The sequence below is a fragment of the Mesorhizobium sp. FG116 genome (assembly GCF_057809835.1).
On the sequence record NZ_JBMDKS010000008.1, the window covers coordinates 1 to 23,350 of the forward strand.

At 59.8% G+C, this 23,350-nt stretch carries 20 protein-coding genes; 7 read left to right on the forward strand and 13 right to left on the reverse strand.

The annotated features are described in order from the left end of the window. From ACODTY_RS08535 to ACODTY_RS08595, 13 genes are all read right to left on the reverse strand, one after another. Positions 1 to 1,048, reverse strand: a 1,048-nt coding sequence (locus ACODTY_RS08535) for a hypothetical protein (RefSeq protein WP_488993862.1), incomplete at its 3' end; no start/stop codon positions are given. Between the two features lie 292 nt (positions 1,049 to 1,340). Then, complete coding sequence (locus tag ACODTY_RS08540) at positions 1,341 to 2,789, reverse strand: NAD-dependent succinate-semialdehyde dehydrogenase (RefSeq protein ID WP_488993863.1); 1,449 nt, start codon at positions 2,787 to 2,789, stop codon at positions 1,341 to 1,343. Between the two features lie 24 nt (positions 2,790 to 2,813). After that, positions 2,814 to 4,448, reverse strand: a complete 1,635-nt coding sequence (locus ACODTY_RS08545; protein ID WP_488993864.1) for an ABC transporter ATP-binding protein — start codon at positions 4,446 to 4,448, stop codon at positions 2,814 to 2,816. Beyond that, positions 4,445 to 5,275, reverse strand: coding sequence for an ABC transporter permease (locus tag ACODTY_RS08550; RefSeq protein ID WP_488993865.1), 831 nt, complete (start codon positions 5,273 to 5,275; stop codon positions 4,445 to 4,447). Before ACODTY_RS08550 ends, ACODTY_RS08545 begins: the two co-directional genes overlap by 4 nt. A gap of 4 nt (positions 5,276 to 5,279) precedes the next feature. Further along, on the reverse strand, positions 5,280 to 6,254 hold the full coding sequence (locus ACODTY_RS08555) for an ABC transporter permease (RefSeq protein WP_488993866.1): 975 nt from the start codon (positions 6,252 to 6,254) through the stop codon (positions 5,280 to 5,282). After that, positions 6,251 to 7,942, reverse strand: a complete 1,692-nt coding sequence (locus tag ACODTY_RS08560; protein ID WP_488993867.1) for a hydantoinase B/oxoprolinase family protein — start codon at positions 7,940 to 7,942, stop codon at positions 6,251 to 6,253. The genes ACODTY_RS08555 and ACODTY_RS08560 overlap by 4 nt, the downstream gene beginning before the upstream one ends. 1 nt (position 7,943) lies before the next feature. After that, the gene (locus tag ACODTY_RS08565) at positions 7,944 to 10,004 is read right to left on the reverse strand and encodes a hydantoinase/oxoprolinase family protein (protein WP_488993868.1); all 2,061 of its coding nucleotides are present in this window, start codon (positions 10,002 to 10,004) and stop codon (positions 7,944 to 7,946) included. Positions 10,005 to 10,091: 87 nt separating this feature from the next. After that, a complete protein-coding gene (locus ACODTY_RS08570; protein ID WP_488993869.1) occupies positions 10,092 to 10,673 on the reverse strand; it encodes a peroxidase-related enzyme in 582 nt (193 codons plus the stop codon). Further along, positions 10,673 to 11,164 (reverse strand): CMD domain-containing protein, encoded by a 492-nt coding sequence (locus tag ACODTY_RS08575; RefSeq protein ID WP_488993870.1) that lies wholly within the window; start codon positions 11,162 to 11,164, stop codon positions 10,673 to 10,675. Before ACODTY_RS08575 ends, ACODTY_RS08570 begins: the two co-directional genes overlap by 1 nt. Before the next feature lie 38 nt (positions 11,165 to 11,202). Beyond that, complete coding sequence (locus ACODTY_RS08580) at positions 11,203 to 12,654, reverse strand: NAD(P)-binding domain-containing protein (RefSeq protein WP_488993871.1); 1,452 nt, start codon at positions 12,652 to 12,654, stop codon at positions 11,203 to 11,205. 60 nt (positions 12,655 to 12,714) lie between these two features. Continuing rightward, complete coding sequence (locus ACODTY_RS08585; RefSeq protein WP_488993872.1) at positions 12,715 to 14,322, reverse strand: ABC transporter substrate-binding protein; 1,608 nt, start codon at positions 14,320 to 14,322, stop codon at positions 12,715 to 12,717. A gap of 62 nt (positions 14,323 to 14,384) precedes the next feature. Further along, positions 14,385 to 15,344: a LysR family transcriptional regulator gene (locus ACODTY_RS08590; RefSeq protein WP_488993873.1), complete on the reverse strand. Its 960-nt coding sequence runs from the start codon at positions 15,342 to 15,344 to the stop codon at positions 14,385 to 14,387. Positions 15,345 to 15,695: 351 nt separating this feature from the next. After that, positions 15,696 to 16,133, reverse strand: a complete 438-nt coding sequence (locus tag ACODTY_RS08595) for an Lrp/AsnC family transcriptional regulator (RefSeq protein ID WP_488993874.1) — start codon at positions 16,131 to 16,133, stop codon at positions 15,696 to 15,698. 126 nt (positions 16,134 to 16,259) lie between these two features. Between ACODTY_RS08595 and rocF the strand changes: the two genes are divergently transcribed. The 7 genes from rocF to ACODTY_RS08630 all read left to right on the forward strand — a co-directional run bounded on the left by rocF (position 16,260) and on the right by ACODTY_RS08630 (position 23,339). Beyond that, positions 16,260 to 17,180, forward strand: a complete 921-nt coding sequence (rocF, locus tag ACODTY_RS08600) for an arginase (RefSeq protein ID WP_488993875.1) — start codon at positions 16,260 to 16,262, stop codon at positions 17,178 to 17,180. Continuing rightward, on the forward strand, positions 17,180 to 18,235 hold the full coding sequence (gene ocd / locus ACODTY_RS08605) for an ornithine cyclodeaminase (RefSeq protein ID WP_488993876.1): 1,056 nt from the start codon (positions 17,180 to 17,182) through the stop codon (positions 18,233 to 18,235). Before rocF ends, ocd begins: the two co-directional genes overlap by 1 nt. Before the next feature lie 339 nt (positions 18,236 to 18,574). Continuing rightward, positions 18,575 to 19,516, forward strand: coding sequence for a sugar ABC transporter substrate-binding protein (locus ACODTY_RS08610; protein ID WP_488993877.1), 942 nt, complete (start codon positions 18,575 to 18,577; stop codon positions 19,514 to 19,516). Between the two features lie 158 nt (positions 19,517 to 19,674). Beyond that, the gene (locus tag ACODTY_RS08615; protein WP_488993878.1) at positions 19,675 to 20,697 is read left to right on the forward strand and encodes an ABC transporter permease; all 1,023 of its coding nucleotides are present in this window, start codon (positions 19,675 to 19,677) and stop codon (positions 20,695 to 20,697) included. 1 nt (position 20,698) lies between these two features. Further along, complete coding sequence (locus ACODTY_RS08620; RefSeq protein ID WP_488993879.1) at positions 20,699 to 21,481, forward strand: ATP-binding cassette domain-containing protein; 783 nt, start codon at positions 20,699 to 20,701, stop codon at positions 21,479 to 21,481. A gap of 46 nt (positions 21,482 to 21,527) precedes the next feature. Continuing rightward, on the forward strand, positions 21,528 to 22,529 hold the full coding sequence (gene iolG / locus ACODTY_RS08625; protein WP_488993880.1) for an inositol 2-dehydrogenase: 1,002 nt from the start codon (positions 21,528 to 21,530) through the stop codon (positions 22,527 to 22,529). 15 nt (positions 22,530 to 22,544) lie between these two features. Further along, the gene (locus ACODTY_RS08630) at positions 22,545 to 23,339 is read left to right on the forward strand and encodes an SDR family oxidoreductase (RefSeq protein ID WP_488993881.1); all 795 of its coding nucleotides are present in this window, start codon (positions 22,545 to 22,547) and stop codon (positions 23,337 to 23,339) included. Positions 23,340 to 23,350: the final 11 nt, after the last annotated feature.

Here is a 23,350-nt window from a genome sequence, read left to right on the forward strand (position 1 = left end):
CCCCGTAGCCCGTGTCCGCCACCGCCGTCGGCACATCGTCCACAATCTCGATGGTAATGGTGGCCGGCGCCGAACTGGTCGTGCCGTCGGACACCGTCAGCGTGAACGCATCCGTCTCCGCAACACTGGCAACGTCCGTCGTCGCAGACGTCAGCTCGTAGCTGTAGCTCGCAACGCCCGTCGTCGTATTGTAGGCCGTGATCGTCAGCGTGCCGTGCGCACCCACAACGGACTTAGCCACCGAGTTGTCAGCGAGTTCGCCAACGGTGAAAGTCTGACCATTTATGGTGATGCTGGCGATGTCGCTCAATCCGTCCGGATCAGAAAGTTGCAGGATTCCATGCACAACGGAGCTGCCGTTGCCTGCCGCCGATCCGGCCGGCAGACCGGCTTCGTTGACGATCCGATCGCTGACACCAATGCCGCCGGGATTGTTGGGGTCGTTCGGATTGCTGGGATCCGGATCGATCGACGGGCCACGATTGGTGCGGCCCGGGAAAAGTTCACGCCGTTCGAGTTCCGGAAATTGCAGCGCGGTCGGGGGGAGGAGGTCGATGATTGGGCCGGCATCGCCAATTCCGGGGAACGGCAGATCGAAGTTGCCACCGGCGCTTTCGGAACCAGATGCCGATGCGGTGAGCGTACCGTCGGGACCCGCTGCCACGTTGATGTCATTGGCCTGGAGCGCAGCGACGAGAGCTTCCTGGGGGATCTCGACATCATCGATGACGAAAGTAGGCACATGCAGCGCCGCATGCTCGATGACAATACGGGTTCCATCTGGCTGAACCAGTACAAGGTTGTCGCCATCGATCTCGATCCGCTCGATGGAGGTGCCGGCCGGCAGCTTGACAGTGTTGTTTTCCGCCACCGCAACGACCGTCTCTCCAGGCGCTCCACTCGGAGCCGCCGTTTCGACAGCGGCCGCTGGCGCGGTTTCAGCCTGTGCAACCTGGATTTGCTGTTCGCCCTGGAACGCCACCGGGCGCTCAACTTGCTCGTGTGCCGTATCGGAAGACAGATTCTCAGTGAAGCTTTCGGTAGCCATCGCCAAACCCCTTGTTACTTAACGCACGGAATCCACGAAATCCTCGGGCGATCAATGGGGAGGAGTGCTAGGCGATATAAGGGGTTATGCCGAAATGCGGAATATTTGGAGCTGGTTAATACTTAAGATAATACTAAAATTGTTACAATTGGAGCTGATCAATAGTGGTCGGCCAAGTCGATGGCAGCGGACACGCCCAGTGAATCGGTCCGTCGATGTGGCGATACCTTACAGCTTTTACGGGTAGTCGGCTCGCCGGAAAATCCAACGTTTTCCGGCCAAAGAAGCCTCGTCAGGCACCTGATTGGGGCATGAGCGCGTGGTTCACATATTTGGTGACCAGATACGAACCCAGACCCTCATAGCCACCTTCCGAGCCATAGCCGCTCGACTTGACGCCCCCGAACGGTGCTTCGGGTAACGACACGCCGAAACTGTTGATACCAATCGCGCCTGCTTCGATGTTACGAACAAGCCTGGCCAGAAGAGGGTCGGAGTTGCTGAAAACATAGGCCGCCAGACCATAGGGCAGCCCGTTTGCCTCTCTTATGACGCTGTCCAGATCGTCATAGGAGTTGATGATCGCGACTGGACCGAACGGCTCCTCGCTCATGATGCGCGCGTCACCCGGCACATCGACCAATACAGTCGGCTCGTAGAAATAACCTCGATTGCCGGCACGCTTGGCGCCGTGTGCGACCTTCGCACCTTTTTGCACCGCATCATCGACGAGTTCACTGATCGTTTCGACCCTTCGTGCGTTGGCAAGGGGGCCCATCGTGACGTCGTCCTCACGACCGTCGCCAAGCTTGATGGTCTTGACCTGCTCGACAAAGCCTTCGACGAACTTCGCTGCAATCGACTTGTGCGCGTAGAAGCGCGTTGGCGCGATGCAGGTCTGTCCCGCATTCCTGAACCGGGCCATTGCCGACAAACGTGCGGCCACGCCAGCATCGACATCCCCTGCTACTATGACAGGGGCATGGCCACCCAATTCCATCGTAGCAGGTTTTGGGCCTTCGGCCGCAAGGCGCGCTAGCTCCCGGCCAACCCTTGTCGAACCGGTCAAGCTTACCTTTCGAACCAGCGGGGAACGCACGAGCGTCGTCGAGACCTTTTCCGGCACGCCAAAAACGATGTTGAGCACGCCGGAAGGAAGACCAACCTCTTCGAGGATGGAAGCCACGGCCAGCACCGATGACGGCGTTTCCTCGGAAGGCTTGAGGATGCATGTGCACCCCGCCGCGAGACTGGCGGCAATCTTTCTTGCCGAGGTAATGACCGGGAAATTCCATGGCGAAAACGCCGCGACCGGACCAATAGGCTCCTGGAGCACAATCTGACGCAGGCCCACCGCGCGGCCTGGGATCACGCGACCATATGCACGCCGGCCTTCTTCCTCGTACCATTCGAATATTTCCGCCGCGCCGATATACTCGGCTGCTGCATCGCGCAGCGGCTTGCCCTGTTCCAGCGTCAGGCGCAAGGCAAGCTCACCGGCCCTTGCGCGCAGCAAGCCGGCGGCATTGCGCAAAATGCGGCAGCGTTCCGCCGCAGGTACAAGACGCCATGTTTTGAATGCACGGTCGGCCGCCTCCAGCGTCATTTGCAGGTCAGCTTCGCCGGCAAGCGGCAGCATGCCGATCGTCTCGCCGGTGGCCGGATTGATGACCGCTTCGTGCGCACGGCCTTCAACGCCGTGCCGGGCACCGTCGATGAAAAGGAAGAGTTCTGGATACATGCCTTTCGTCCTGAATATCTGCGGTTAAGTTGCCGGCGCTGGAACGCGCTTCTTCCGGAGAAACCAGTCGTGACCCGGAATGGCGTCCATCAGTTCGCGTGTATAGGCGTGCTGAGGATTGGCGAAAACGTCGGCGGCTGGCCCATGCTCGACGATCTTGCCGGACTTCATCACCGCGATTTCATCGCAAAGTTGCGCGGCAATGCGCAGGTCGTGCGTGATGAAGACCATGGTCAGGCCAAGCCGCTCGCGCAGGGAGACGAGCAGGTCGAGAACCTGTGCCTGGACCGACACGTCGAGCGCCGAGACCGGCTCGTCCGCAACAAGAAGTTCCGGCCCCAGCGTCAAGGCACGGGCAAGGCCGATACGCTGGCGCTGACCGCCCGAGAATTCATGCGGGTACCTGTCCATCGATGCGGGGTCCAGCCCCACCATCGTGAACATCTCTTCCGCGCGGCGGCGCGCTTCAGGTCTCGGCGTGCCGTGGACGAGCAGGCCCTGCATGACCAATTCGCCTGCCTTGCGGCGCGGGTTCAGGGAAGCGAAGGGATCCTGGAACACCATTTGCACGCGACGGGCATTTTCCCGCGCCTGCCGTCGGTTCATGCCGAGCAGCGACTGGCCGTCAAGCTGCATCTGGCCCAATTCGGGCTTGAGAAGACCGACAATGCATCGCGCAAGCGTGGATTTGCCCGAGCCGCTTTCGCCCACGATTCCGAGTGTCGAGTTCTTCGCCAGGGAAAAGCTTACATCCGACACGGCATAGGTCGTGCGCGTCGGACGTCCGAACCAACCCCTGCTGCTGTAGGTCTTCGATACCGCCTTGACCGACAGGACCTCTGCTTCATTTCGTTGTCTTTTCGGCGGTGGCTCGATTGAAGGGACCGCAGCCAGAAGGCGCTTCGTATAATCCTGGCTCGGATTGTCCAGCACGTCCTGGACCGTTCCCGTTTCAACCAGGGCGCCACCCTGCATCACGGCGACACGATGGGCGATATCGGCGACAACGCCGAGATCGTGCGTGATGAAGAGGATGGACATCCCCTTGCGACGCTGAATCTCCTGCATCAGGTTGATGATCTGCTTCTGCGTCGTCACGTCGAGAGCGGTAGTGGGTTCGTCTGCGATCAAAAGGTCAGGCTCAAGCGCAAGCGCCATGGCGATCATGGCTCTCTGCCGCTGGCCGCCGGACATCTGGTGCGGATAGGCGTTGATGACCCGCTGCGGATCGGGGATGCGCACCTCTTCCAGAAGCGCCAGGCATCTTTGCCGGATCTCTCGTCTCGAAAGCTTCACGTGGGAACGGAACATCTCGCCGATCTGATCGCCGATCGTCCGGACAGGATTGAGAGCCGTCATCGGCTCCTGGAAGACCATGGCGATGCGCGAACCGCGAAGCCGGCGGATGGTTTCCGGCGTCTGCTTCAGCAAGTCCATTCCGTCAAAGACGGCACGGCCGGATTCCACCTTGATGCTGGGCGGCAACAGGCCCATGACCGCGGTTCCAGTGAGGGACTTTCCGGAACCGCTTTCGCCAACAAGGCACACGATCTCGTTGCGGTTGATCGTCAGGGACAGGTCCTTGATCGCAAAGGCGCGATCGGCCCAGTCCGGCAAGCGGACATTCAGCCCATCAATTTCAAGCAGGGGCTGGGTCACTGGCGCTTCAACCTCGGATTGAGCATGTCGTTCAGGCCCTGGCCCACCAGGGACACGGCGAGAACGATCAGCAAGATTGCAATGCCGGGCAGCGCGGCCACGTACCATTCGCTGCGCAGGACCGCGCGACCGGCTCCGATCATGTTGCCCCACGACGCGATGTTCGGGTCGGACAGGTTCAGGAACGCGAGCGAACTTTCCAGGATCACCGCCGTCGCCATGATGACGCTGGCATAGACGATGATGGGGGGAAGCGCGTTCGGAAGTATTTCGCGAAAGATGATCTGCCGGTCGCGCAGGCCGATCAGCCGACACGATTCGACGAATTCACGCGTGCGCAAAGTGAGGAATTCCGCACGGGTCAGCCGGGCGGGAGAGGGCCATGAGACAAGGCCGATGGCAATGGTGACGGTCTTGAGGTCCGTGCCGAAGACGGCAACGACGACAAGCAGAAGTATAAAGCTGGGGAGCGTCTGAAACGCATCCGTGATGCGCATCAGCACATCATCCACCCACCCGCCGTAGTAACCGGACAAAGCGCCGATCACCACGCCGATGACTATCGATATCGACGTCGCCACGAGACCGATGAGGAGCGATACCCGCGCTCCGTAAAACAATTGCGCCGCGATGTCCCGGCCCAGATTGTCCGTGCCCAGCAAGTAATGCGGATTGGTGAACGGCCATTGAAGTGGCCGCCCCACGAGAGCAAGAGGATTTTTTGGGAAGACAATGCCCGCGACCAACGCCATGACAATAAAGCCGAGCAGCAGGATCAGCCCGAACATGGCGACAGGCGAGCGTCTGTAGAGCTTCAGGAATTCCATTGAGTCACCTCGCAACTATGCGCGGGTCGAGCCATGCGTAGAGAAGGTCCACGCACAGATTGATCACGATGACGAGGATGCTCGAAATCAGCGCCACGCCGAGCAATGTGTTCAAGTCGCGCTGAACGACGGACTCGTAGGCCAGTCGGCCCAACCCCGGCACCGAGAACACGCTTTCGACCACCACCGAACCACCAAGCATGGTTCCTGCCTGAAGGCCGAGCAATGTCACCATCGGCAGCAGGGCATTGCGCAGAACGTGGCGATAGATGACGGTGCTTTCGCGGACGCCTTTCGCGCGTGCCGTCCTGACAAAGTCGAGGGTCATGACCTCAAGCATGGAAGCGCGCATGATGCGCAGGTGCGTTGCGAGGAAGATCAGCGCGAGCGAGGAAACCGGCAAGATGAGGTGCCAGGCAATATCCAGCACGCGCCTTATTCCGGTGAAGCCGGAACCGATCTGCTCGATGCCGCCCGGCGGCAGCCACGCGAGTTTCACGGCAAAGACGACGATACCCATCAGGCCGAACCAGAAGGCAGGCGTCGCATAGAAAACGAGACCGACAGTAGACACCAGAGTATCAGGCCACCGATTGACATAGCGGGCGGCAAGGACACCCAGCGCGCCACCGATGGAGAAGGCGAAACAAAGGGCCGACCCCATCATCAGCAGCGACAAGGGCACGCGCTCGAATATGACATCCGCGACAGGCTTGCCGTAGATGGCGGAATAGCCGAGGTCGAATCGAACGAGGTTCCAGAGATAGTTCAGCGCGCGCGCCGTCGACGACACATCAAGGCCGTACATGCGCCTCAGTTCGGCAGCGAGTTCCTCGCTGCCTCCGCCACCCAGTTGGGCCAGCAACGCATCCACGGTATCGCCGGGAGCGAACTGCAACAGCACGAACAGTCCGATGAGAACGATAAGCAGCACGGGAATGCTGCTTATCAGCCGTCGAACGAGGACACGCAGGATCATTGCGCAACTTTCTGCTTCTTCATCCAGTCGTCGGCCAAACGCTGCGAGACCTTGCCGTCGGCGAGATCCCTGCTGATCAGGCCCGGCTGCCGTTCGGCGACGTTGCCGAAGCCGCCACCACCGGCGGTATTGAGGAAGAGCCGGTCACCCTTGTTGAGATGAGTAACAAGCTTGGACTTGATCTCCTCGCGGCGTCCGTCGGCCCGGATGATCCACGACGACGCGTTAAGGCCATATCCGCCGCCTGCGGTGCCGCGCGGGCCCTGGCGGTGGTGGTCGCCGCGGTGGGTCAGCGTTATGCCGTCGGCAAGTGCAAGATATTCGCGCGAATAGCCCTGCCCGCCCCTCCAGCGGCCTTCACCGCCTGAATCCGTGCGAAGCTCCGAACTGACCATGCGGATCGGATAGTCGAGTTCCATCGCCTCGATCGGCATGTTCATGCCGTTGGAGACGTCGCCTTCCATGACGCTGTTGCCGTCATTCCTCGACGTGGCGCCCATGCCTCCGGAGACGAGTTCGCCCACGACGAAATTGGAGCCGTCGGAACGCTGGCCGCCAAAGGTTATGAGATGGAGATTGGCGTTGAACCCCGGCACCAGGTGGGGCGCAGCAGGAGCCAAGGCACCCATCATGTTGTTGGCCAGTGCCTTGATCGAAATCGAACGGGCGTTGACCGGGGCAGGCTCGATCGGATTGACCAGCGAGCCTCGCGGCAAATGCAGCGTGACCGGCCTGAAGCAGCCGCCATTCGTGGGGATCGTGGGGTCAGTTAAGGCCCGCACGGTGTAGTAGGCTGCCGACTGCGGGCCGGAAGGCACGCAGTTGAACGGGCCACGCACCTGCGCGCTGGTGCCGGTGAAATCGAAGTGCATCGTGCCTTCACCAATGGTAACCGCGATCTCAATCTTGACGGGTTGATCGAGATCGACGCCGTCATTGTCGATGTAGTCGACCGACCGGTACGTGCCGCGCGGCAGCTTGAGCAAGGCTTCGCGGGTCAGCATTTCCGAGCGCTTGATGAGCGTGTCGGTTATCTGGACGAAGCTCTCGCTGCCGCCGACCTTGTCGGCAAGTTCGCGAATTCGGCGCGCACCGACGGTACAAGCGGCGATCTGCGCATTGAGGTCACCCATGAAGTAATCCGGCGTGCGGACGTTGAGCCGAATGAGCTGTATCAGCGTCTCATTGTAGCGCCCATCAGACATCAGCTTCAGCGCGGGGATGCGCAGGCCTTCTTGGTAAATCTCGGTGGCGTTTGTCGGCACTGACCCCGGCGCCATGCCGCCGATATCCTGATGGTGCGTCATCGTCACGCTGAGCGCGATGACTTGCCCATGGTGGAACACCGGCATGACAACCGCCACGTCCGGGATATGGGTGCCGCCTGCGTAGGGATCGTTCATGCAGTAGACGTCGCCATCGCGCATCGTCTCGATCGGGAACACACGGATGATGTTGCCGACACTGGGAATGAGCGAGCCGAGGTGGATCGGAATGGCGCAAGCCTGCGCAAGCGTGGTTCCATTCGGCAGGAAAAGGGCGGCCGACGCATCGAGGCCCTCCTTGACGATAGGTGAGAATGATGCGCTCAGCAGCGTCCATTCCATCTCGTCTGCGATGCTGTCCAGCTTGTTGCGCGTCACCTCGATGGTGACCGGGTCCATTGCTCTTATGGTGGTGTTGAGCATGTCAGTTCCGCTCCATCATGATGTTGCCGCCGGTGATGACCGTCGCGGTCCAGCCCGGGCTTACCAGCGTGGTGGTGTCGCTCTGTTCCAAAATAGCAGGCCCCACGACGACATCGCCAACGGCCAGCGAATGACGCTCGACCACCTTTGCCTTTACCGGCCCGGCTTCGAGATTGAAAATTGCTTCCCGGAGGGTTCCGCCACGCGTCGCCGGGATCGTCTCATAGGAGACCTTATCGAAAGACCAGGGTGGGGAAACCGATGCCACGGCGCCGAGATTGACGATCCTGGTCGGACCCGGCTCGCCATGACCGTAGATGCGGCGGTGTTCCTGCACGAATGCCTCGCTCAGCGAGCGCAAGCTACCGCCGTCGGCGCGCAGCGCCTTAAGGTCGAGCGGGATGGCAAGCGTATGAGATTGTCCCACGAAGCAGATATCTGCCGAATAGTTCAGCTCGAAATCGGATGCGGCATTTTCGAGTGCCATCAACTCGCGGCACTGTTCGACCAGACCAGCCAGCTTCTGCTCGATCTGTTCAAGCGTCGTGTCTTCGATCCGGCTCTGGAACGAGACGGAAGCTTCATGTTGGACCGGCGATACGAGCAAGCCGCAGGCGGCCAGAACGCCCGGATAAACGGGCACAAGAATGCGATCCATGCCAAGATCGTCCGCCAGCGCGGTCGCATGCATGCCACCGCCACCGCCGAGAGGCACAAGCGTGAAATCACGGGGATCGATGCCGCGTTTTACCGAAATCAGGCGAATGCCTTCTGACATCTGCGCGTTGACCACGCGATGAATGCCAAGTGCCGCCTCGACGACGGACATGCCGAGCGGATCCGCGATCTTTTCCTTCACCGCCTTGTGCGCAAGTTTCGGATCGAGCTTGAGTGAGCCCGCGGCAAAATAGTCCGGATTAATGTAACCCAGCACGACGGAGGCATCGGTCACCGTCGCTTCTTCGCCGCCCTTTGAGTAGCAGGCGGGACCGGGAACGGAGCCTGCCGAATGCGGTCCCACACGCAGACCGCCACCGACGTCCAGCCAGGCGATGCTGCCGCCGCCTGATCCAATCGCGTTCACATCGACCATGGGCACGCGGACCATGTATCCGTCGATGGAGCTGGTTGGCTTGACCAAGGGCTGGCCATCCTGGATCAGCGCGATATCGCAGGATGTGCCGCCGACATCGAAGGTGATGAGATCATGCTCGCCGGCAACGCCGCCACAACCGCGCGCGCCCATAACGCCGCCAGCCGGCCCGGAAAGGAAGAGACGTACCGGCCGTTGCACCGCAGTGCCGGCGTTGCTGAGACCGCCACGCGACTGCATCACCTGCAGGTTTGCCGGAACGCCGACGCTGGCCAGATCTTCCGACACGGTTTTCAGGTAATGGCTTAGCTTTGGTTTCACATAGGCATCGAACGCGGTGATGCAGGTCCGCTCGAATTCGCGGAATGCCGGATCGACCTGATGAGACAGCGACACATGCATGGACGGCGCGATCTCGGCGATCAGCTCCGCCACCCTCAATTCATGTTCCGGATTCACGAACGAGAACAGGAACGCGACGGCGATAGCCTCGACGCCGGCATCGACAAGCTGACGGATCGCTTCGCGAGCGCTGGCCTCGTCGAGAGCCTGGATGACCTCTCCCTTGGGGCCTATTCTTTCCTTGACGCCGAGACGACGCGAGCGCCCCGCGAGGAAGATCGGCGTTCCGCTGTCGACAAACACGTCGTACATATTCGGGCGGAAAGAGCGGCCAATCTCCAGCACATCCCGGAAACCCTCGGTTACCAGCAGCCCGGTAGGCGACCCCTTGCGCTCAAGAACCGCATTGGTGGCAACCGTCGTGCCATGAACAAAGCGATCGACCCGCTTGAGAAAGCCCTCATCGTTGCCGGCGATCTCCAACAGACCCTGCCGCATGCCCTCGGAAGGGTTCGGCCTGCTGGTCGGCACTTTCAGGACATTCAGCTTGTTGTCGCCGGACAGGTAGACGATATCGGTGAAAGTGCCGCCGACATCGACTGAGACCGCTATGGAAGATGGTTTCATTTTCACTTTCTCACTTGTTCGTCTGCCGCTCAATGATGAGCGGCTTGTCCGCTATGCGATGGAATGCCTTCCTGGTTCTGCCGCGGGCTAAGGTTTCGACATCAACGGCTCGCCCAGTGAATGCATCAGCCGGTTCGCCCAGCCGAACATCGCGGCCGACAGGATCAGATCGAAGATCTCAAGGTCCGAGTAACCCATCGCCCTGAGGTCGCCGATCGAACTTTCCGGAACTTCAGGCGGCGCCTTGGAAAGCTTTACGCTGAGGTCAAAAAGAGCAGACGCATTCTCGTCGAGTTCGGCATCGACGCCGCTTGCGAATATCTCGTCGACGACTTCCGGGCGTTTCGACAGCGAGATGTAGCGGCTCGAATGTACAGCCGTGCAATAGACGCAGCCATTGTAGATTGAAGCGCCAAGGGCCGCCAGTTCGCGCTCAGCCCGGCCAAGGCCATCCTTGCCATACATCACTTCGTTGAAAAGCGGGGACCGGACGGCAAGTGTCTCGGGATCATGCGCCAGCACCAGCACATATTCCGAAACCTTCATATTGGAAGGCGTGATCTTCAACGCTTCCTTCTGCTCTTGCGATGCGGTCTCAAGATCGACGGGCACGATGTAGGGATTCCAGTACGGAATCTTCGTGGTGAATTGCTCGACGACAGTGGTCATCACGCCCTCCCCGTCAGCAGCTTCACGCCGGCAACGACGCGCATGTAGTAACTCAGGACACCGACAAATTCTGACAGGCGGACGATATCAGCCTGTTCCACGCCGGCTTCGACAAGCTTGACGATGCACTGTTTCGTGGCTGCACGGGGCTCGTTGGCCAACATGTCGGCGTGAGCAACGATGGCGCGCGTACGCAGGTCGGCACCGGCAGCTTCGCGGCCCACGGCGATCGAGCCGAGAAATTCCGAAACCTCATGTTCCGGCTCGCTTGCTTCCAGAACATCGACCAATTCGTCGATGCTGTGCAATCTCGCCATCCGCAGCGCCAGCGCCCAACGAAGCCCATGACCAATACCGCCGGGGTCTGACGGGGCAATCGCTGCCTGCAAGCATGCATCGCTTAAGTCGATAATCTCGCGCCGCTTCTCGAACAGGTCAGAGGCGGCACTATCACAAGGCCCGATCAGGGCTTCCAACGATATGGTCTGCATTGATATATTTTTCCCAAATATCTCAAGATTTGAGCGTGCTATATTTCGGAGCCAATCCATTCATCTCCGAAAAGCTCCGGCTCTTCATAATTCTCGAGCAATCCCCAGTGATGCTCTATGTCTTCGACGTAGAATGCTTCGGATATCGACTTGGCGAGCAACTGCGCGCCCTCGCTGATAGCTGGAATATCGCTGCTCAGTTTGCCCATGCTCAGTGCCGCGGCGTGGTTGAAGCAGTAGATGTTTCCGACCCAAGGTGCTGAATTCGGCGTCTTCTCCCGGAAGGAAAAGTCGGAATTCAGATATGGATGGCGATAAAGATCCGCTGCTTCCATGCCTTTCGGAGCTTCAAAGCGATCGCGCCAACGCGCAACATTGCGAGCAATATTGTTCAGTTCGGGCCGCGTATCGAGGTTGACCTCGAATCCTGTACCGAGGATCAGAAAATCGGCTTGAATGGAGGCACCTGCCGTCGTGCGGATATCGAGTTCTTGACCTTGAAGCGTGATCTGCTCGATGCCTTGGCCGAAGTGGAAAGAGCTATTGCCATGCCGACTGACCCGCAAAACAGAACTGCGGGGCGCGGGCGTCTGCTGCCGCATCGCATATTCGGAGATTCGCCACTTCCAGTTGTCGTCGAGCGCAGAAAAACCGGCGCTCAATCCGTAGCTGCCAATTCCCATCAGCTTATTGATGCACGGCATGACCGGACGGCGCGCAAGCAGGCGAACCTCGCTGGCGCCGGATTCAAGTGCGGTCGCAGCGTTGTCCATTGCAGAGGCGCCGACACCAACCACGACGACGCGCTTTCCGGCAAGGGCGCTGAAGTCGATCATCTCCGTCGTGTGTGCCCATACGGCTTTCGGCAGCCCGTCCACGAAAGACGGGATTGCAGGCCCGCCAACGCCATCACGCCCCGTAGCCAGCACAATCTTGCGCGCCTGGATCGACGGCCGGCCGGCCGCGAAATCCACCGCGACCAGATTTCCCTCGCCGGGGCCAATCGAGGAAACCTCGAAGCCATTCTCGACAGGAAGGCCGAGAACATCGCGGAACCACACCAGGTAGTCCATCCAGACCGCCCGGGGAATCCGGTAGAGGTCATCCCAGGCTTGCAATCCAAAGGACGCCTCGTACCAGGCCCTGAAGGTCAGCGAGCCAATGCCGCAGGCAGGACCAACCAGATCCTTGGGCGAGCGAAGCGTCTCCATGCGGGCATAGGTCAGCCACGGTCCTTCAAGACCAGCCGGGTTGCGGTCGATGATCCGAAACCTGGAAATGCCGGCCATCTTGAGTGCAAAAGCGGCGACGAGGCCGCACATGCCAGCGCCGATGACAACGACATCCTGGACGTCCTTGTTGTCGACAGGCGCGCGGCTGGGAACCCAACTCCTTGCCGGATAATTGAGGTTTCTCAGGTCTTCTGCGACACGAAGTTCCAATGCCGCCAACCCATGCCCCGGGCTGGCAGTTGCAGCACTATTCAGCATTTTTGATTTCCTGGTCGTTCGTCATTGCGGTGCCCGCAAAGGGCACCGCAATGACCTTTGTTACTCAGCGACCCAAGTGTCGTACCAGCTACCGAAATCCCATCGGGCGCTGTTGTGGTGGTTCTGAACCTTGCGGTTCGTCGTCGAAACGGCGGTGCGCTGGGTCGCCATCCATACGGGCAGATCGGCGTTCACCAGATCGACCAACCGGCCGTAAAGTTCCTTGCGCTTGGCTGGATCGAGTTCGAATGCGGCTGAGTCAATGAGGTTGTCCACCTCATCTGACTGCCAACCGAACTGGTTGCTCCAAGGCACGCCCTTCTTGGCGCCTGACCGATAGTAGACCGTAGTCGAGACGGCCGGATCGCCACGGAACCGATGCCAACCGGTCGCCAAGTCGAAGTCCCAGTCATCGTAGATGCGCTTCAAGGCACCGGCGATGTCGAGCGAGACAACCTCGAGGTCGATACCGACTTCCGCCAGGGATTGCTGCATGAAGGTGGCAAACAGCGTCATGTCCTCGGCGCCGGGTATCGGCACGATGTTGATTGCAAAGCGCTTTCCATCTGCGCCGCGAGGATAGCCCGCCTCGTCCAGAAGCGCTTCCGCCTTGGCCCGGTCAAACGGGTAAGGGTTCTTCGTGCCGGTATAGAAATTCTTCGAGAAGGTCGGGATCGGGCCGACGCCAATCTCGCCCATGCCGTACAGGAAGTTGTCGATGAAGAACTGTACGTCGATGGCGTGGACAATGGCCCGGCGCACCCGAACGTCCGACAATTCCTTGCGGCGAAAATTGAACTCGACGTCGTTGTTGAACGACGCGCCTTCGTTGCCGCGGCTCGACACCTCGAAACGCTCGTCCTTCGACAGCCGGTTGATGTCAGCCAGCGACATGGTGATGTCGGGGCTGATGAGCACCTGCTCCGCCTCGACGGCAGCAGCGGCCGTGGACGGATTGGTGATGACCTGCCAGACGACCTTGTCGAGATACGGGAAGCCTTCACGCCAATATTCGGGATTGCGCTCGGCAATGATGTGCTGCCCGCGCTGATATTCGACGAACTTGAATGGACCCGTTCCGATCGGAGCCACATTTGCCGGATTCTCCAGAACATTTGTCCCCTCATAGATGTGGCGAGGAGCGACATAGCCGAGATCGCAAAGAGCCCTGAGCAGCAGACCTAGCGGCATCGGACGCGAATAGCGGAAGACCGCGGTCTGTGGATCAGGCGTGTCAACGGCGTCGAGATAGAGCTGCAACTGGACGCTGTAGTTGAGGACCTTCTTCCACAGTTCCATGGCACTGAACTGCACGTCGGCAGAGGTGAAAGGCTTGCCGTCATGCCATTTCACGCCTTCGCGAAGCTTGAAGGTAATGGACAGACCGTCGGCCGAGCTTTCCCATGAGGTTGCCAGAACCGGGACAATCTCGCCATCGGCCCCAAGATCGACCAGCGGCTCGACGATCTTGCTGCCGACGATGTAGACGCCGGTTCCGGCGCGGACGGCCGGGTTGAGGATGCGTTGTTCGGCATTGAGATGGACGGTCATCGTCCCGCCGCGGCGAGGCTCCTGCTGGGCGATAGCCAGAGAGGGCGCCAACAGGCCGACGCCGAGGATCGTCGTTCCAAGCAGAACGGTACGTCTGGAAAACTTCGAGTGTGTCATCATTCCCCTCTTTTGTTGTTTGCTGCGACAAGAGTTATGCGGGATATCAGCGACGCTTGCGGCTAGTCCCCGAGACCATCGAGTTCGAGAAGCAGCTTTTCGTGCTGATCAGGCTGAAGAAGCTTGAAGTCCGGCAGCAGCGATGAAGCTGCCGAGGCAATTGCGCGAATGAATGTCTGGCCGGCCTCGCTTGGGGCGGCCGACGCCAGAGTGATGACGCCGAAATAGAACGGGATGGCGGTTTCCAGCGGGCGGGTCACCACGCCCTCCATTTCCACGCCGGCAATCGTCACCGGCTCCATGATGCTGAGGCCCGCCCCTTGCCGGATAAACCCGAGCAGGTTCATGCTGGAACTGGTCTGGATGACCGTTTCGACCGGCACATCCTGTTGCCGAAGCACGTTCCTTATGCGCGCCGGCAACCCGCGAAAATCCTCCGCCATTCCAACAAACTTCCGCCCCGCAAGCTCGGAAAGGCGAACCGGGCCCTTGCCTGAACTCAACGGATCGCCAGCTGGCATGGCAAGAACACACGAAGCGCTGCCGATCCAGTGGATATCCATGTCGCGGTGATCGAGCGGCAAGCTGGTCGCGCCAATGTCGACCTGCCGATCTATGACCGAATGCCGGACTTCCCCCGGCAGTGTCGTGCGAACTTCCAGACCGCAGCCGAGATCGCCTGCGCAAAGCGCCCACGCCTTCGGCAGCAAACCGATACCCAGGGCCGATATAGCGCCCACGCTCAAAGGCCGCTGTTGCCCGCGCGCGATATGTTCGGCCCGGCGACGGATCTGCCTGATGCTGCCAAGCGCCCGCTCGGCGTCCTCAAGCAGCAACATTCCCTGCGAAGTCGGAAGCAGCCGGGGACCGGAACGTTCGAACAACGCGTAGCCGAGATCGCGCTCGAGTTCCTGGATCAGCCGGCTGACGCTGGACTGCGATCGATTCAAGCTCTTCGCGGCGGCGGTTACGCTGCCGAGATCGCTGACCGCAAGATAGGCTTCCAGCCCGTTCAGATCCACGTTTCCCTCGAAAACTGCATAATGAACTATCTATGTTGCGAATTTCGCATAATGAAAAATCGACGTCAAGTGCTTGATGTCTTCGGCCATTCGCAAAACCGCTGAATGCTTCGGTTCTTGAGCCGGATCGGCCTCACTGGGAGATCGGCACGTTTGCAGGATAGAAGCGATCACTTCGCCGAGCGATGCCGTAACAGTCTGAAAATTCGAGCTTATTGAGTAGGATTGTCCAGCGGCGAGGCGCAGGAAGATATGTCTTTGCCGTGTTTGTGATTGATCAGGCACTCACGGCGGTCGGCCTCAAGGCTGGCAGAAATCTGTAAATTTGCGCGCGAAAGCCTTCCTCGCAGGCTACAATTTCGCCTTGGTGCTTCGGGGCGTGGCAAGCAGCAGGCTGGTTTCGCTACCGGTAATTCCGGGGATAAGCCTGATCTTGCGCAAGACCCCGTCCAGGTCTGCCAGCGTCCCGGTGCCAAGTTCTATCACGAGATCCCAGCGACCGTTGGTGGTGTGGATCTGCGAAACTTCGGAAAATCCGCCCAAAGACTTGATGACACGATCGGCAGCATGCCCCTCAATCTCGATCAGCATGATGCCGCGAACAGGCTGGTCAACTGCATCAGCGCGCAGGATCACGGTGTAGCCGACGATATCGCCGGACTTCTCCAGTCGCGCCATCCGTGCGCGCACCGTGGCGCGCGACACGCCGAGATCCAGCGCCAGATCCGAGATGCTACGGCGACCGCGATGGCGCAACAGCGTGACAAGCCCTTTGTCCAGATCGTCCATCTTTGTTCCATTTCGATAATCAGTTCCACCGATTTGGACATACATTCTAACAAACTTGTCAATTGAATCACTTCATTTCGCCAAGCCATTCCGGTTCAATGCCGCTTTCCTTCGTCGAGGCAGCAAATGTATTGCAAGATTTTGGGAGCGCCGGTTCAGGATGGAACCGGTCGCATGGGTTGTGAAATGGGGCCGAGCGCGCTGCGCACCGCAGGCCTTGGGCAAGCGCTTGTCGAACTCGGCCACACGTTGACCGATCTCGGAACGGTGGTCTCCACGCCGGTCTCGGTAGCGCAGCACAGCAACAAGGCTCTCAAGGCCCTGCCGGAAATCTCGGCATGGACCGCGGCCATTGCCGAGGCAGCTTATGCGGCGTCTGCCGACGCCATGCCGATCTTTCTGGGCGGCGATCACAGTATTTCGGCGGGAACGGTCTCGGGCGTTGCCCGCCGTGCGGCCGAAACCGGAAGACCCTTGTTCGTTTTGTGGCTCGACGCGCATCCGGATTTTCATACGCTCGATACCACCGCAAGCGGCAATCTTCACGGCGTACCGCTTGCCTATGCATCCGGCCTGCCCGGCTTCGAAGGCTATTTCCCCGCCCGCCCTGCTACCGTTGACCCCAAGCGCGTTTGCACTCTCGGCGTCCGCAGCGTCGATCCGGCCGAGCGCGAGGCGCTTTCGCGCCTGGGCGTCACCGTTCACGATATGCGCACTATCGATGAGCACGGCATGGCTCCGCTCTTGCGCGCCTTTCTGGAGCGGGTAAGGCAAGAGAACGGATTGCTGCATGTCAGCCTCGACGTGGATTTCCTCGACCCATTCATCGCGCCGGCTGTCGGAACCACGGTTCCGGGTGGAGCGACCTTCCGTGAAGCACATCTGGTCATGGAAATGCTGCATGACAGCGGACTGGTCACCAGCCTCGACCTTGTCGAACTCAATCCGTTCCTCGACGAACGGGGAAGGACCGCCATCCTGCTTGTCGACCTTACCGCAAGCCTGATGGGCCGTCGCATCATGGACCGGCCGACGAGGAGCTTTTGATGACCATTGCCAATTTGAACATCGTGCCCTTCGTCAGCGTCGAGAACATGATGAAGCTTGTTCTCGATATCGGCGTCGATCGCTTTCTTACCGATCTTGCTGCCTATATCGAGGAAGACTTCCTGCGCTGGGAGTTGTTCGACAAGACACCCCGCGTCGCCTCGCATAGTCACGACGGCGTCATTGAACTGATGCCCACCAGCGACGGCCAGCTCTACGGATTCAAATATGTCAACGGCCACCCCAAGAACATGCGCGAGGGCCGCCAGACCGTTACGGCATTTGGCGTGCTTGCCGATGTCGGCTCGGGCTATCCGATGCTGCTTACCGAGATGACGATCCTCACCGCGCTTCGCACGGCCGCCACGTCGGCGGTAGCGGCCAAATACCTTGCGCCGAAGGGCGCCGACACGATGGCAATCATTGGCAATGGCGCCCAATCGGAATTCCAGGCGATGGCCTTCAAGGCCCTGCTTGGCATCGACAAGCTGCGGCTTTACGACATCGACATCTCGGCCAGCCGCAAATGCGTAAGCAACCTCAAAGGACAGGGCTTCGACATAACCATATGCACAACCGGGCAGGAAGCGGTCGAAGGCGCGCACATCATCACCACGGTGACAGCAGACAAGCAGTACGCGACGATATTGACCGACAACATGGTCGGCACCGGCGTTCACATCAATGCCGTGGGCGGCGATTGCCCCGGCAAGACCGAACTGCACCGTGATATTCTGCTGCGCTCCAATATCATTGTCGAATATCCGCCGCAGACGCGCATCGAAGGTGAGATCCAGCAGCTTGCAGCCGATCATCCAGTGATCGAGTTGTGGCAAGTGATGACCGGCAAGGCGTCGGGCCGCGACGACCCGCGCGATATTACCCTGTTCGATTCCGTCGGTTTCGCCATCGAGGATTTTTCAGCGCTGCGCTACGTCCGCGACCAGCTTGTCCATACCAAGCGGTTTGAAGAACTCGATTTGCTCGCGGATCCGGACGAGCCCCGCGACCTGTTCGGCATGCTGCTGCGTCAGGCAGCAAAGGACCAGGCCTAGTTCCGCTCCAATGCGGTGATCTTTCCACGCGCCGATCGGATGTTCGACTGCAGCGGACCCTCGGCAGCATGCCCGCGAGCCAATTGAACGCTCGCCCGGAATGCGCGTGCGGATGAGTGCGGCAAGAGATACGGAATCTGCCCCCCTTACCATGGAATGTGGCTTGACGTTCACCACATAAATGGAATAAATATTTCAATACATATTGGTTTTGGTTCTTACATTCCGTTCCGACTCTAGGGAATGGGTGTAACGAGGAAGTGGGAGCAATTCCTCGGCCAGCCGAGGATTCCGGAACAACCGGTGCCGCCGGACACCAACAGTGGGAGGAGATGTGACATGAGGAAACTGCTTTTGGGCGCCGCACTTTCGGCGCTGATGACAGGCTCTGCCTTTGCTGAAAACATCGGTGTGTCGATGGCGCTGTTTGACGACAACTTCCTGACCGTATTGCGCAACGGCATGATCGACTATGGCAAGACGCTCGACGGCGTGACCCTGCAGGTCGAGGACGCACAGAATGACGTCGCCAAGCAGCAAAGCCAGGTGCAGAACTTCATCGCGAGCGGCGTCGACGCCATTATCGTGAACCCGGTCGATACCGACGCGACGGTTGCGTTGTCGAAGATCGCGGCGGACGCCGGAATTCCGCTTGTCTATGTCAACCGCGAACCTGTGAACGTCGACAAGCTGCCTGAAAAGCAAGCCTTCGTCGCTTCCGATGAACGCGAATCCGGCACTTTGGAAACACAGGAAATCTGCCGCCTGCTCAAGGAGGCCGGCAAGACGGAAGCAAACATCGTCGTCATGATGGGCGAACTTTCCAACCAGGCGGCACGCCAGCGCACTCAGGATGTTCACGACGTGATCGCTACGCCGGAATGTTCGTTCATGAAGATCGTGGAAGAGCAGACCGCCAACTGGCAGCGTACCCAGGCTTCCGACCTGATGACCAACTGGTTGTCGGCCGGTGTGCAGTTCGACGCCGTCGTCTCCAACAACGATGAAATGGCGATCGGTGCGATCCAAGCGCTCAAGGCCGCCGGCAAGGACACGACAAAGGAGATCATCGGAGGCGTTGACGCCACGCAAGATGCACTTGCGGCGATGAAAGCCGGAGACCTGAAGGTCACCGTGTTCCAGGATGCTGCGGGTCAGGGCAAGGGTGCGGTCGACACCGCGCTCAAGATCGCCAAGGGCGAGAAGGTGGACACCAAGGTCTACATTCCGTTCAAGCTGGTGACCCCAGCCAACGTCGACGAGTATTTGTCGAAGAACTGAACATCGAGAGAGCTTCGCCTGGGCGTCGTCAAAACGCCCAGGCATCGAAACGCAAGCGCGGCGGATGCATTGGGGTGCCTGTCATCGATCGGGCAAAGCATCATCCCGATCTGACGCGCATCAACTTGCCATGACATGAGCGGACACGAGGGCACATCATGACCGAGGTGGCGAACCCAACGAAGACCTCCGAGGTCCTGCCCGTCCGGCGCAATCGCCCGGCCGAGATCAACGTCCTGATCGGACTGGTCGTTATTGCAATTGTCTTTGAAATCCTTGGCTGGCTGGTTCAGGGCCAGAGTTTCCTCGGCAATGTCGAGCGCCTGAGGATCATGATCCTGCAGGTGTCTGTCGTCGGCATCATCGCAATCGGCGTGACGCAAGTCATCATCACCGGAGGTATCGATTTGTCGTCGGGGTCGGTCGTTGGCGCGACCGCCATGATCGCGATGAGTTTCGCGCAGGTCAGCACCTATCCGCGTGCCGTTTTCCCGGGATTGACCGACCTGCCGGTGGTCGTACCTATCGCCATCGGTCTTGGCTGCGGCCTGCTTGCGGGCCTGATCAACGGATTGCTGATCGCCTACACCAGAATTCCGCCCTTCATTGCCACCCTGGGCATGATGGTCACCGCACGTGGCATCGCCAAGTGGTACACCAAGGGCCAGCCTGTCTCATTCCCCACGGATAGCTATGCCGCCATCGGCGCTGGCATGACGCCGGTACTGATTTTCATCGCCATGGCAATCCTGTTCCAGTTGATCCTGCGCTACACGATCTATGGGCGCCACACCTACGCCATCGGCTCGAACGAGCAGGCCGCGCGCGTATCAGGCATCAATGTCGAGCGGCATCTCATCCTGGTCTACGTCATCGCTGGCGTTCTGGCGGGTCTTGCGGGGGTCGTGCTTTCGGCACGCGGACTGACGGCGCAGTCCGGCATGGGCGTCATGTATGAACTCGATGCCATCGCCATGGCCGTCATCGGCGGCACTTCGCTGGCGGGCGGGCGCGGCTCCATCGTTGGCACGACGCTCGGCATGCTGATTTTCGGCGTCATCATTTCGGGTTTCACCTTCCTGCGCATCGATGCCTACTATCAGGAGATGCTCAAGGGCCTGATCATCGTCGGTGCTGTCGTGCTCGACGTCTATCGCCAACGCTATCGCGGCAGGAACTGACATGAGCGACACGCAGAACGATATAATTCTCAAGACGATTGGCTTGGCCAAGCGCTATGGCGGCGTCCATGCGCTTGAGGACGCCAACTTCGAATTGAGAGCCGGCGAACATGTCGCCATCGTCGGCGACAACGGCGCAGGAAAATCAACATTCGTACGCCAGATCACGGGCGTCGAACAGCCGAGCGCCGGCGACATCTACTTCAACGGCAAGAAGGTCGAGTTCAAAAGCCCGATCGAGGCGCGGGACTGCGGTATCGAGACAGTGTTTCAGAATCTCGCACTGGCGGATGACCTCGACGTGCCGTCCAACCTGTTTCTTGGCCGCGAGGAACGCTACTTCAACCTCGGACCGTTCAGCATCCTCAACGAACGAAAGATGCTTGCGCATGCGCAGGACGCGTTGCGAACGACCGGCGTCAAGATTCCGGACCTGAGAAACAAGATCCGCAACATGTCCGGCGGCCAGCGGCAGTGCGTGGCGATCAGCCGGGCAGCGAGTTTTGCTTCCAAGCTCATCATAATGGACGAGCCGACTGCGGCACTTGGCGTCCAGGAAACCGCGCAAGTGGAAAACATCATTCGAACACTGAAAAGTCGCGGCATTCCGCTTATCCTGATCAGCCACAATCTGAGGCAAGTGTTCGACCTCGTCGATCGAATCTGGGTCTTCCGGCGCGGCCGTATCGTCGGCGCCGTCGATCGCAGCAAGACCGATGGCAACGAGATCGTGTCTTTGATTACGGGTGTGAAGGCGGCTGTCGACGCGCCCGATTTTGCCTGAGGCCGGACACGCGACAGGATTTGGGAACACTGAAAATGAGGATATCATGACAATTCGATTTGGCCTGCTTGGCGCGGGCCGCATCGGCAAGGTGCATGCACGCGCCGTCGCCGCCAATCCACAAGCGCGGCTGGTGGCAGTCGCCGACGCAGCCGAAAATGCGGCCAAAGAAATCTCTGCAAACTACGGCGCGGAAGTCCGCACCATCGATGCCATCGAGAAAGCCAAAGACATAGACGCCGTCATCATCTGCACGCCGACTGATACGCATGCAGAGTTGATCGAACGCTTTGCCAAGGCCGGCAAGGCGATCTTCTGCGAAAAGCCAATCCACCTCGACGTCAAACGTGTCGAGAAGTGCCTGGCCGTGGTGCAGAAGGCCAAGGCAAAGCTGATGGTTGGGTTCAACCGCCGTTTCGATCCGCATTTTGCGGCAGTGCGCAAGGCAATCGACGACGGGGCTATCGGCACAGTCGAAATGGTGACGATAACGTCTCGCGATCCCGGCCCGCCGCCGCTCGACTATATCGCGCGCTCAGGCGGCATCTTCCGCGACATGACCATCCACGACTTCGATATGGCCCGCTTCCTGCTGGGCGAAGAGCCGGTGGCGGTCAGCGCGCATGCCTCCGTCCTCGTCGACAAGAAGATTGGTGCGGCCGGCGATTTCGACAGCGTCAGCGTCATCCTCGAGACGAAATCGGGAAAGCAGTGCCTGATCTCAAACTCGCGGCGCGCGACCTATGGCTATGACCAGCGCATCGAAGTGCATGGCTCGAAAGGCATGATCGCGGCGGAAAACCAGCGACCTGTCTCGATCGAACTCGCCAACGACAAAGGCTACACCCGGCCACCGCTGCATGACTTCTTCATGACCCGCTACATCGATGCCTATGCCAACGAAATTGCCGCGTTCATCGCATCGGCGACAGCGGGCAAGAAGGTGAGCCCTGACGGGCAGGACGGGCTCGCGGCACTCAAGCTCGCCGACGCCGCGCTGAAATCGGTGAAGCAAGGCAAGACCATACGCCTCGATGCGGCGCGTTGACCGGGACACATGAAGATGAACGGACCGGACAACCGCAACTGCCAGACGCGCACCATCGTGACCGGCGGCGCGCAAGGTATTGGCTTTGCCGTTGCCGAGGCGCTTGCAGATGAAGGCTGCAAGGCGCTGGCACTGGTAGGGCGCTCTCAAGATAAGGGGGACAGGGCGGCTGCGGCTTTGCGCGACAGGGGCGTGGATGCGATATTCATCAGTGCCGACGTGGCCAATGTTGCCGACTGCCAGCGCGTGGTCGAGACCGCGCTCGGGCATTTCGGCACCATCAATGCTCTCGTCAATGCAGCGGCGACCTCCGCGCGCGGATCGCTGATCGACACTACGCAAGATCTGTTCGACCAGATCTTCGCCACCAATGTGCGCGGCCCGTTCTTCCTCATGCAGGGTGTGGTGAGGCATCTGCTGGAAGCCAAGACTCCGGGATCGATCGTCAACGTTCTGTCGATGTCGGCCCATGCCGGACAGTCGTTCCTGACGCCTTATTCAACCAGCAAGGGCGCGTTGATGACGCTGACCAAGAACGTGGCGAGCGCCTATCGCACAAATCGCATTCGCTGCAACGCAGTGCTGCCCGGCTGGATGGACACCGAAGGCGAGGCCTTGGTGCAGGCAAAATTCCACAACGCACCTGCCGATTGGCTGGAGAAAGCCGAAGCCGCCCAGCCGATGGGGCAACTGGTAAAGCCGGCGCAACTTGCCCGGCTGATCACCTATATGCTGAGCCCTCAGTCCGGCGTCATGACCGGGTCGCTGGTAGACTACGACCAGAACATCGCCGGCGTGGTCGGGGAGTAAAAGCAACAGGT

Excerpts from the sequence above, each read along its gene's own strand:
- ACODTY_RS08540 (WP_488993863.1), bottom strand. The coding sequence starts at position 2,789 with ATGTATCCAGAACTCTTCCTTTTCATCGACGGTGCCCGGCACGGCGTT.
- ACODTY_RS08550 (WP_488993865.1), bottom strand. The coding sequence starts at position 5,275 with ATGGAATTCCTGAAGCTCTACAGACGCTCGCCTGTCGCCATGTTCGGG.
- ACODTY_RS08555 (WP_488993866.1), bottom strand. The coding sequence starts at position 6,254 with ATGATCCTGCGTGTCCTCGTTCGACGGCTGATAAGCAGCATTCCCGTG.
- ACODTY_RS08560 (WP_488993867.1), bottom strand. The coding sequence starts at position 7,942 with ATGCTCAACACCACCATAAGAGCAATGGACCCGGTCACCATCGAGGTG.
- ACODTY_RS08565 (WP_488993868.1), bottom strand. The coding sequence starts at position 10,004 with ATGAAACCATCTTCCATAGCGGTCTCAGTCGATGTCGGCGGCACTTTC.
- ACODTY_RS08570 (WP_488993869.1), bottom strand. The coding sequence starts at position 10,673 with ATGACCACTGTCGTCGAGCAATTCACCACGAAGATTCCGTACTGGAAT.
- ACODTY_RS08575 (WP_488993870.1), bottom strand. The coding sequence starts at position 11,164 with ATGCAGACCATATCGTTGGAAGCCCTGATCGGGCCTTGTGATAGTGCC.
- ACODTY_RS08580 (WP_488993871.1), bottom strand. The coding sequence starts at position 12,654 with ATGCTGAATAGTGCTGCAACTGCCAGCCCGGGGCATGGGTTGGCGGCA.
- ACODTY_RS08585 (WP_488993872.1), bottom strand. The coding sequence starts at position 14,322 with ATGACACACTCGAAGTTTTCCAGACGTACCGTTCTGCTTGGAACGACG.
- ACODTY_RS08595 (WP_488993874.1), bottom strand. The coding sequence starts at position 16,133 with ATGGACGATCTGGACAAAGGGCTTGTCACGCTGTTGCGCCATCGCGGT.
- rocF (WP_488993875.1), top strand. The coding sequence starts at position 16,260 with ATGTATTGCAAGATTTTGGGAGCGCCGGTTCAGGATGGAACCGGTCGC.
- ocd (WP_488993876.1), top strand. The coding sequence starts at position 17,180 with ATGACCATTGCCAATTTGAACATCGTGCCCTTCGTCAGCGTCGAGAAC.
- ACODTY_RS08610 (WP_488993877.1), top strand. The coding sequence starts at position 18,575 with ATGAGGAAACTGCTTTTGGGCGCCGCACTTTCGGCGCTGATGACAGGC.
- ACODTY_RS08615 (WP_488993878.1), top strand. The coding sequence starts at position 19,675 with ATGACCGAGGTGGCGAACCCAACGAAGACCTCCGAGGTCCTGCCCGTC.
- ACODTY_RS08620 (WP_488993879.1), top strand. The coding sequence starts at position 20,699 with ATGAGCGACACGCAGAACGATATAATTCTCAAGACGATTGGCTTGGCC.
- iolG (WP_488993880.1), top strand. The coding sequence starts at position 21,528 with ATGACAATTCGATTTGGCCTGCTTGGCGCGGGCCGCATCGGCAAGGTG.
- ACODTY_RS08630 (WP_488993881.1), top strand. The coding sequence starts at position 22,545 with ATGAACGGACCGGACAACCGCAACTGCCAGACGCGCACCATCGTGACC.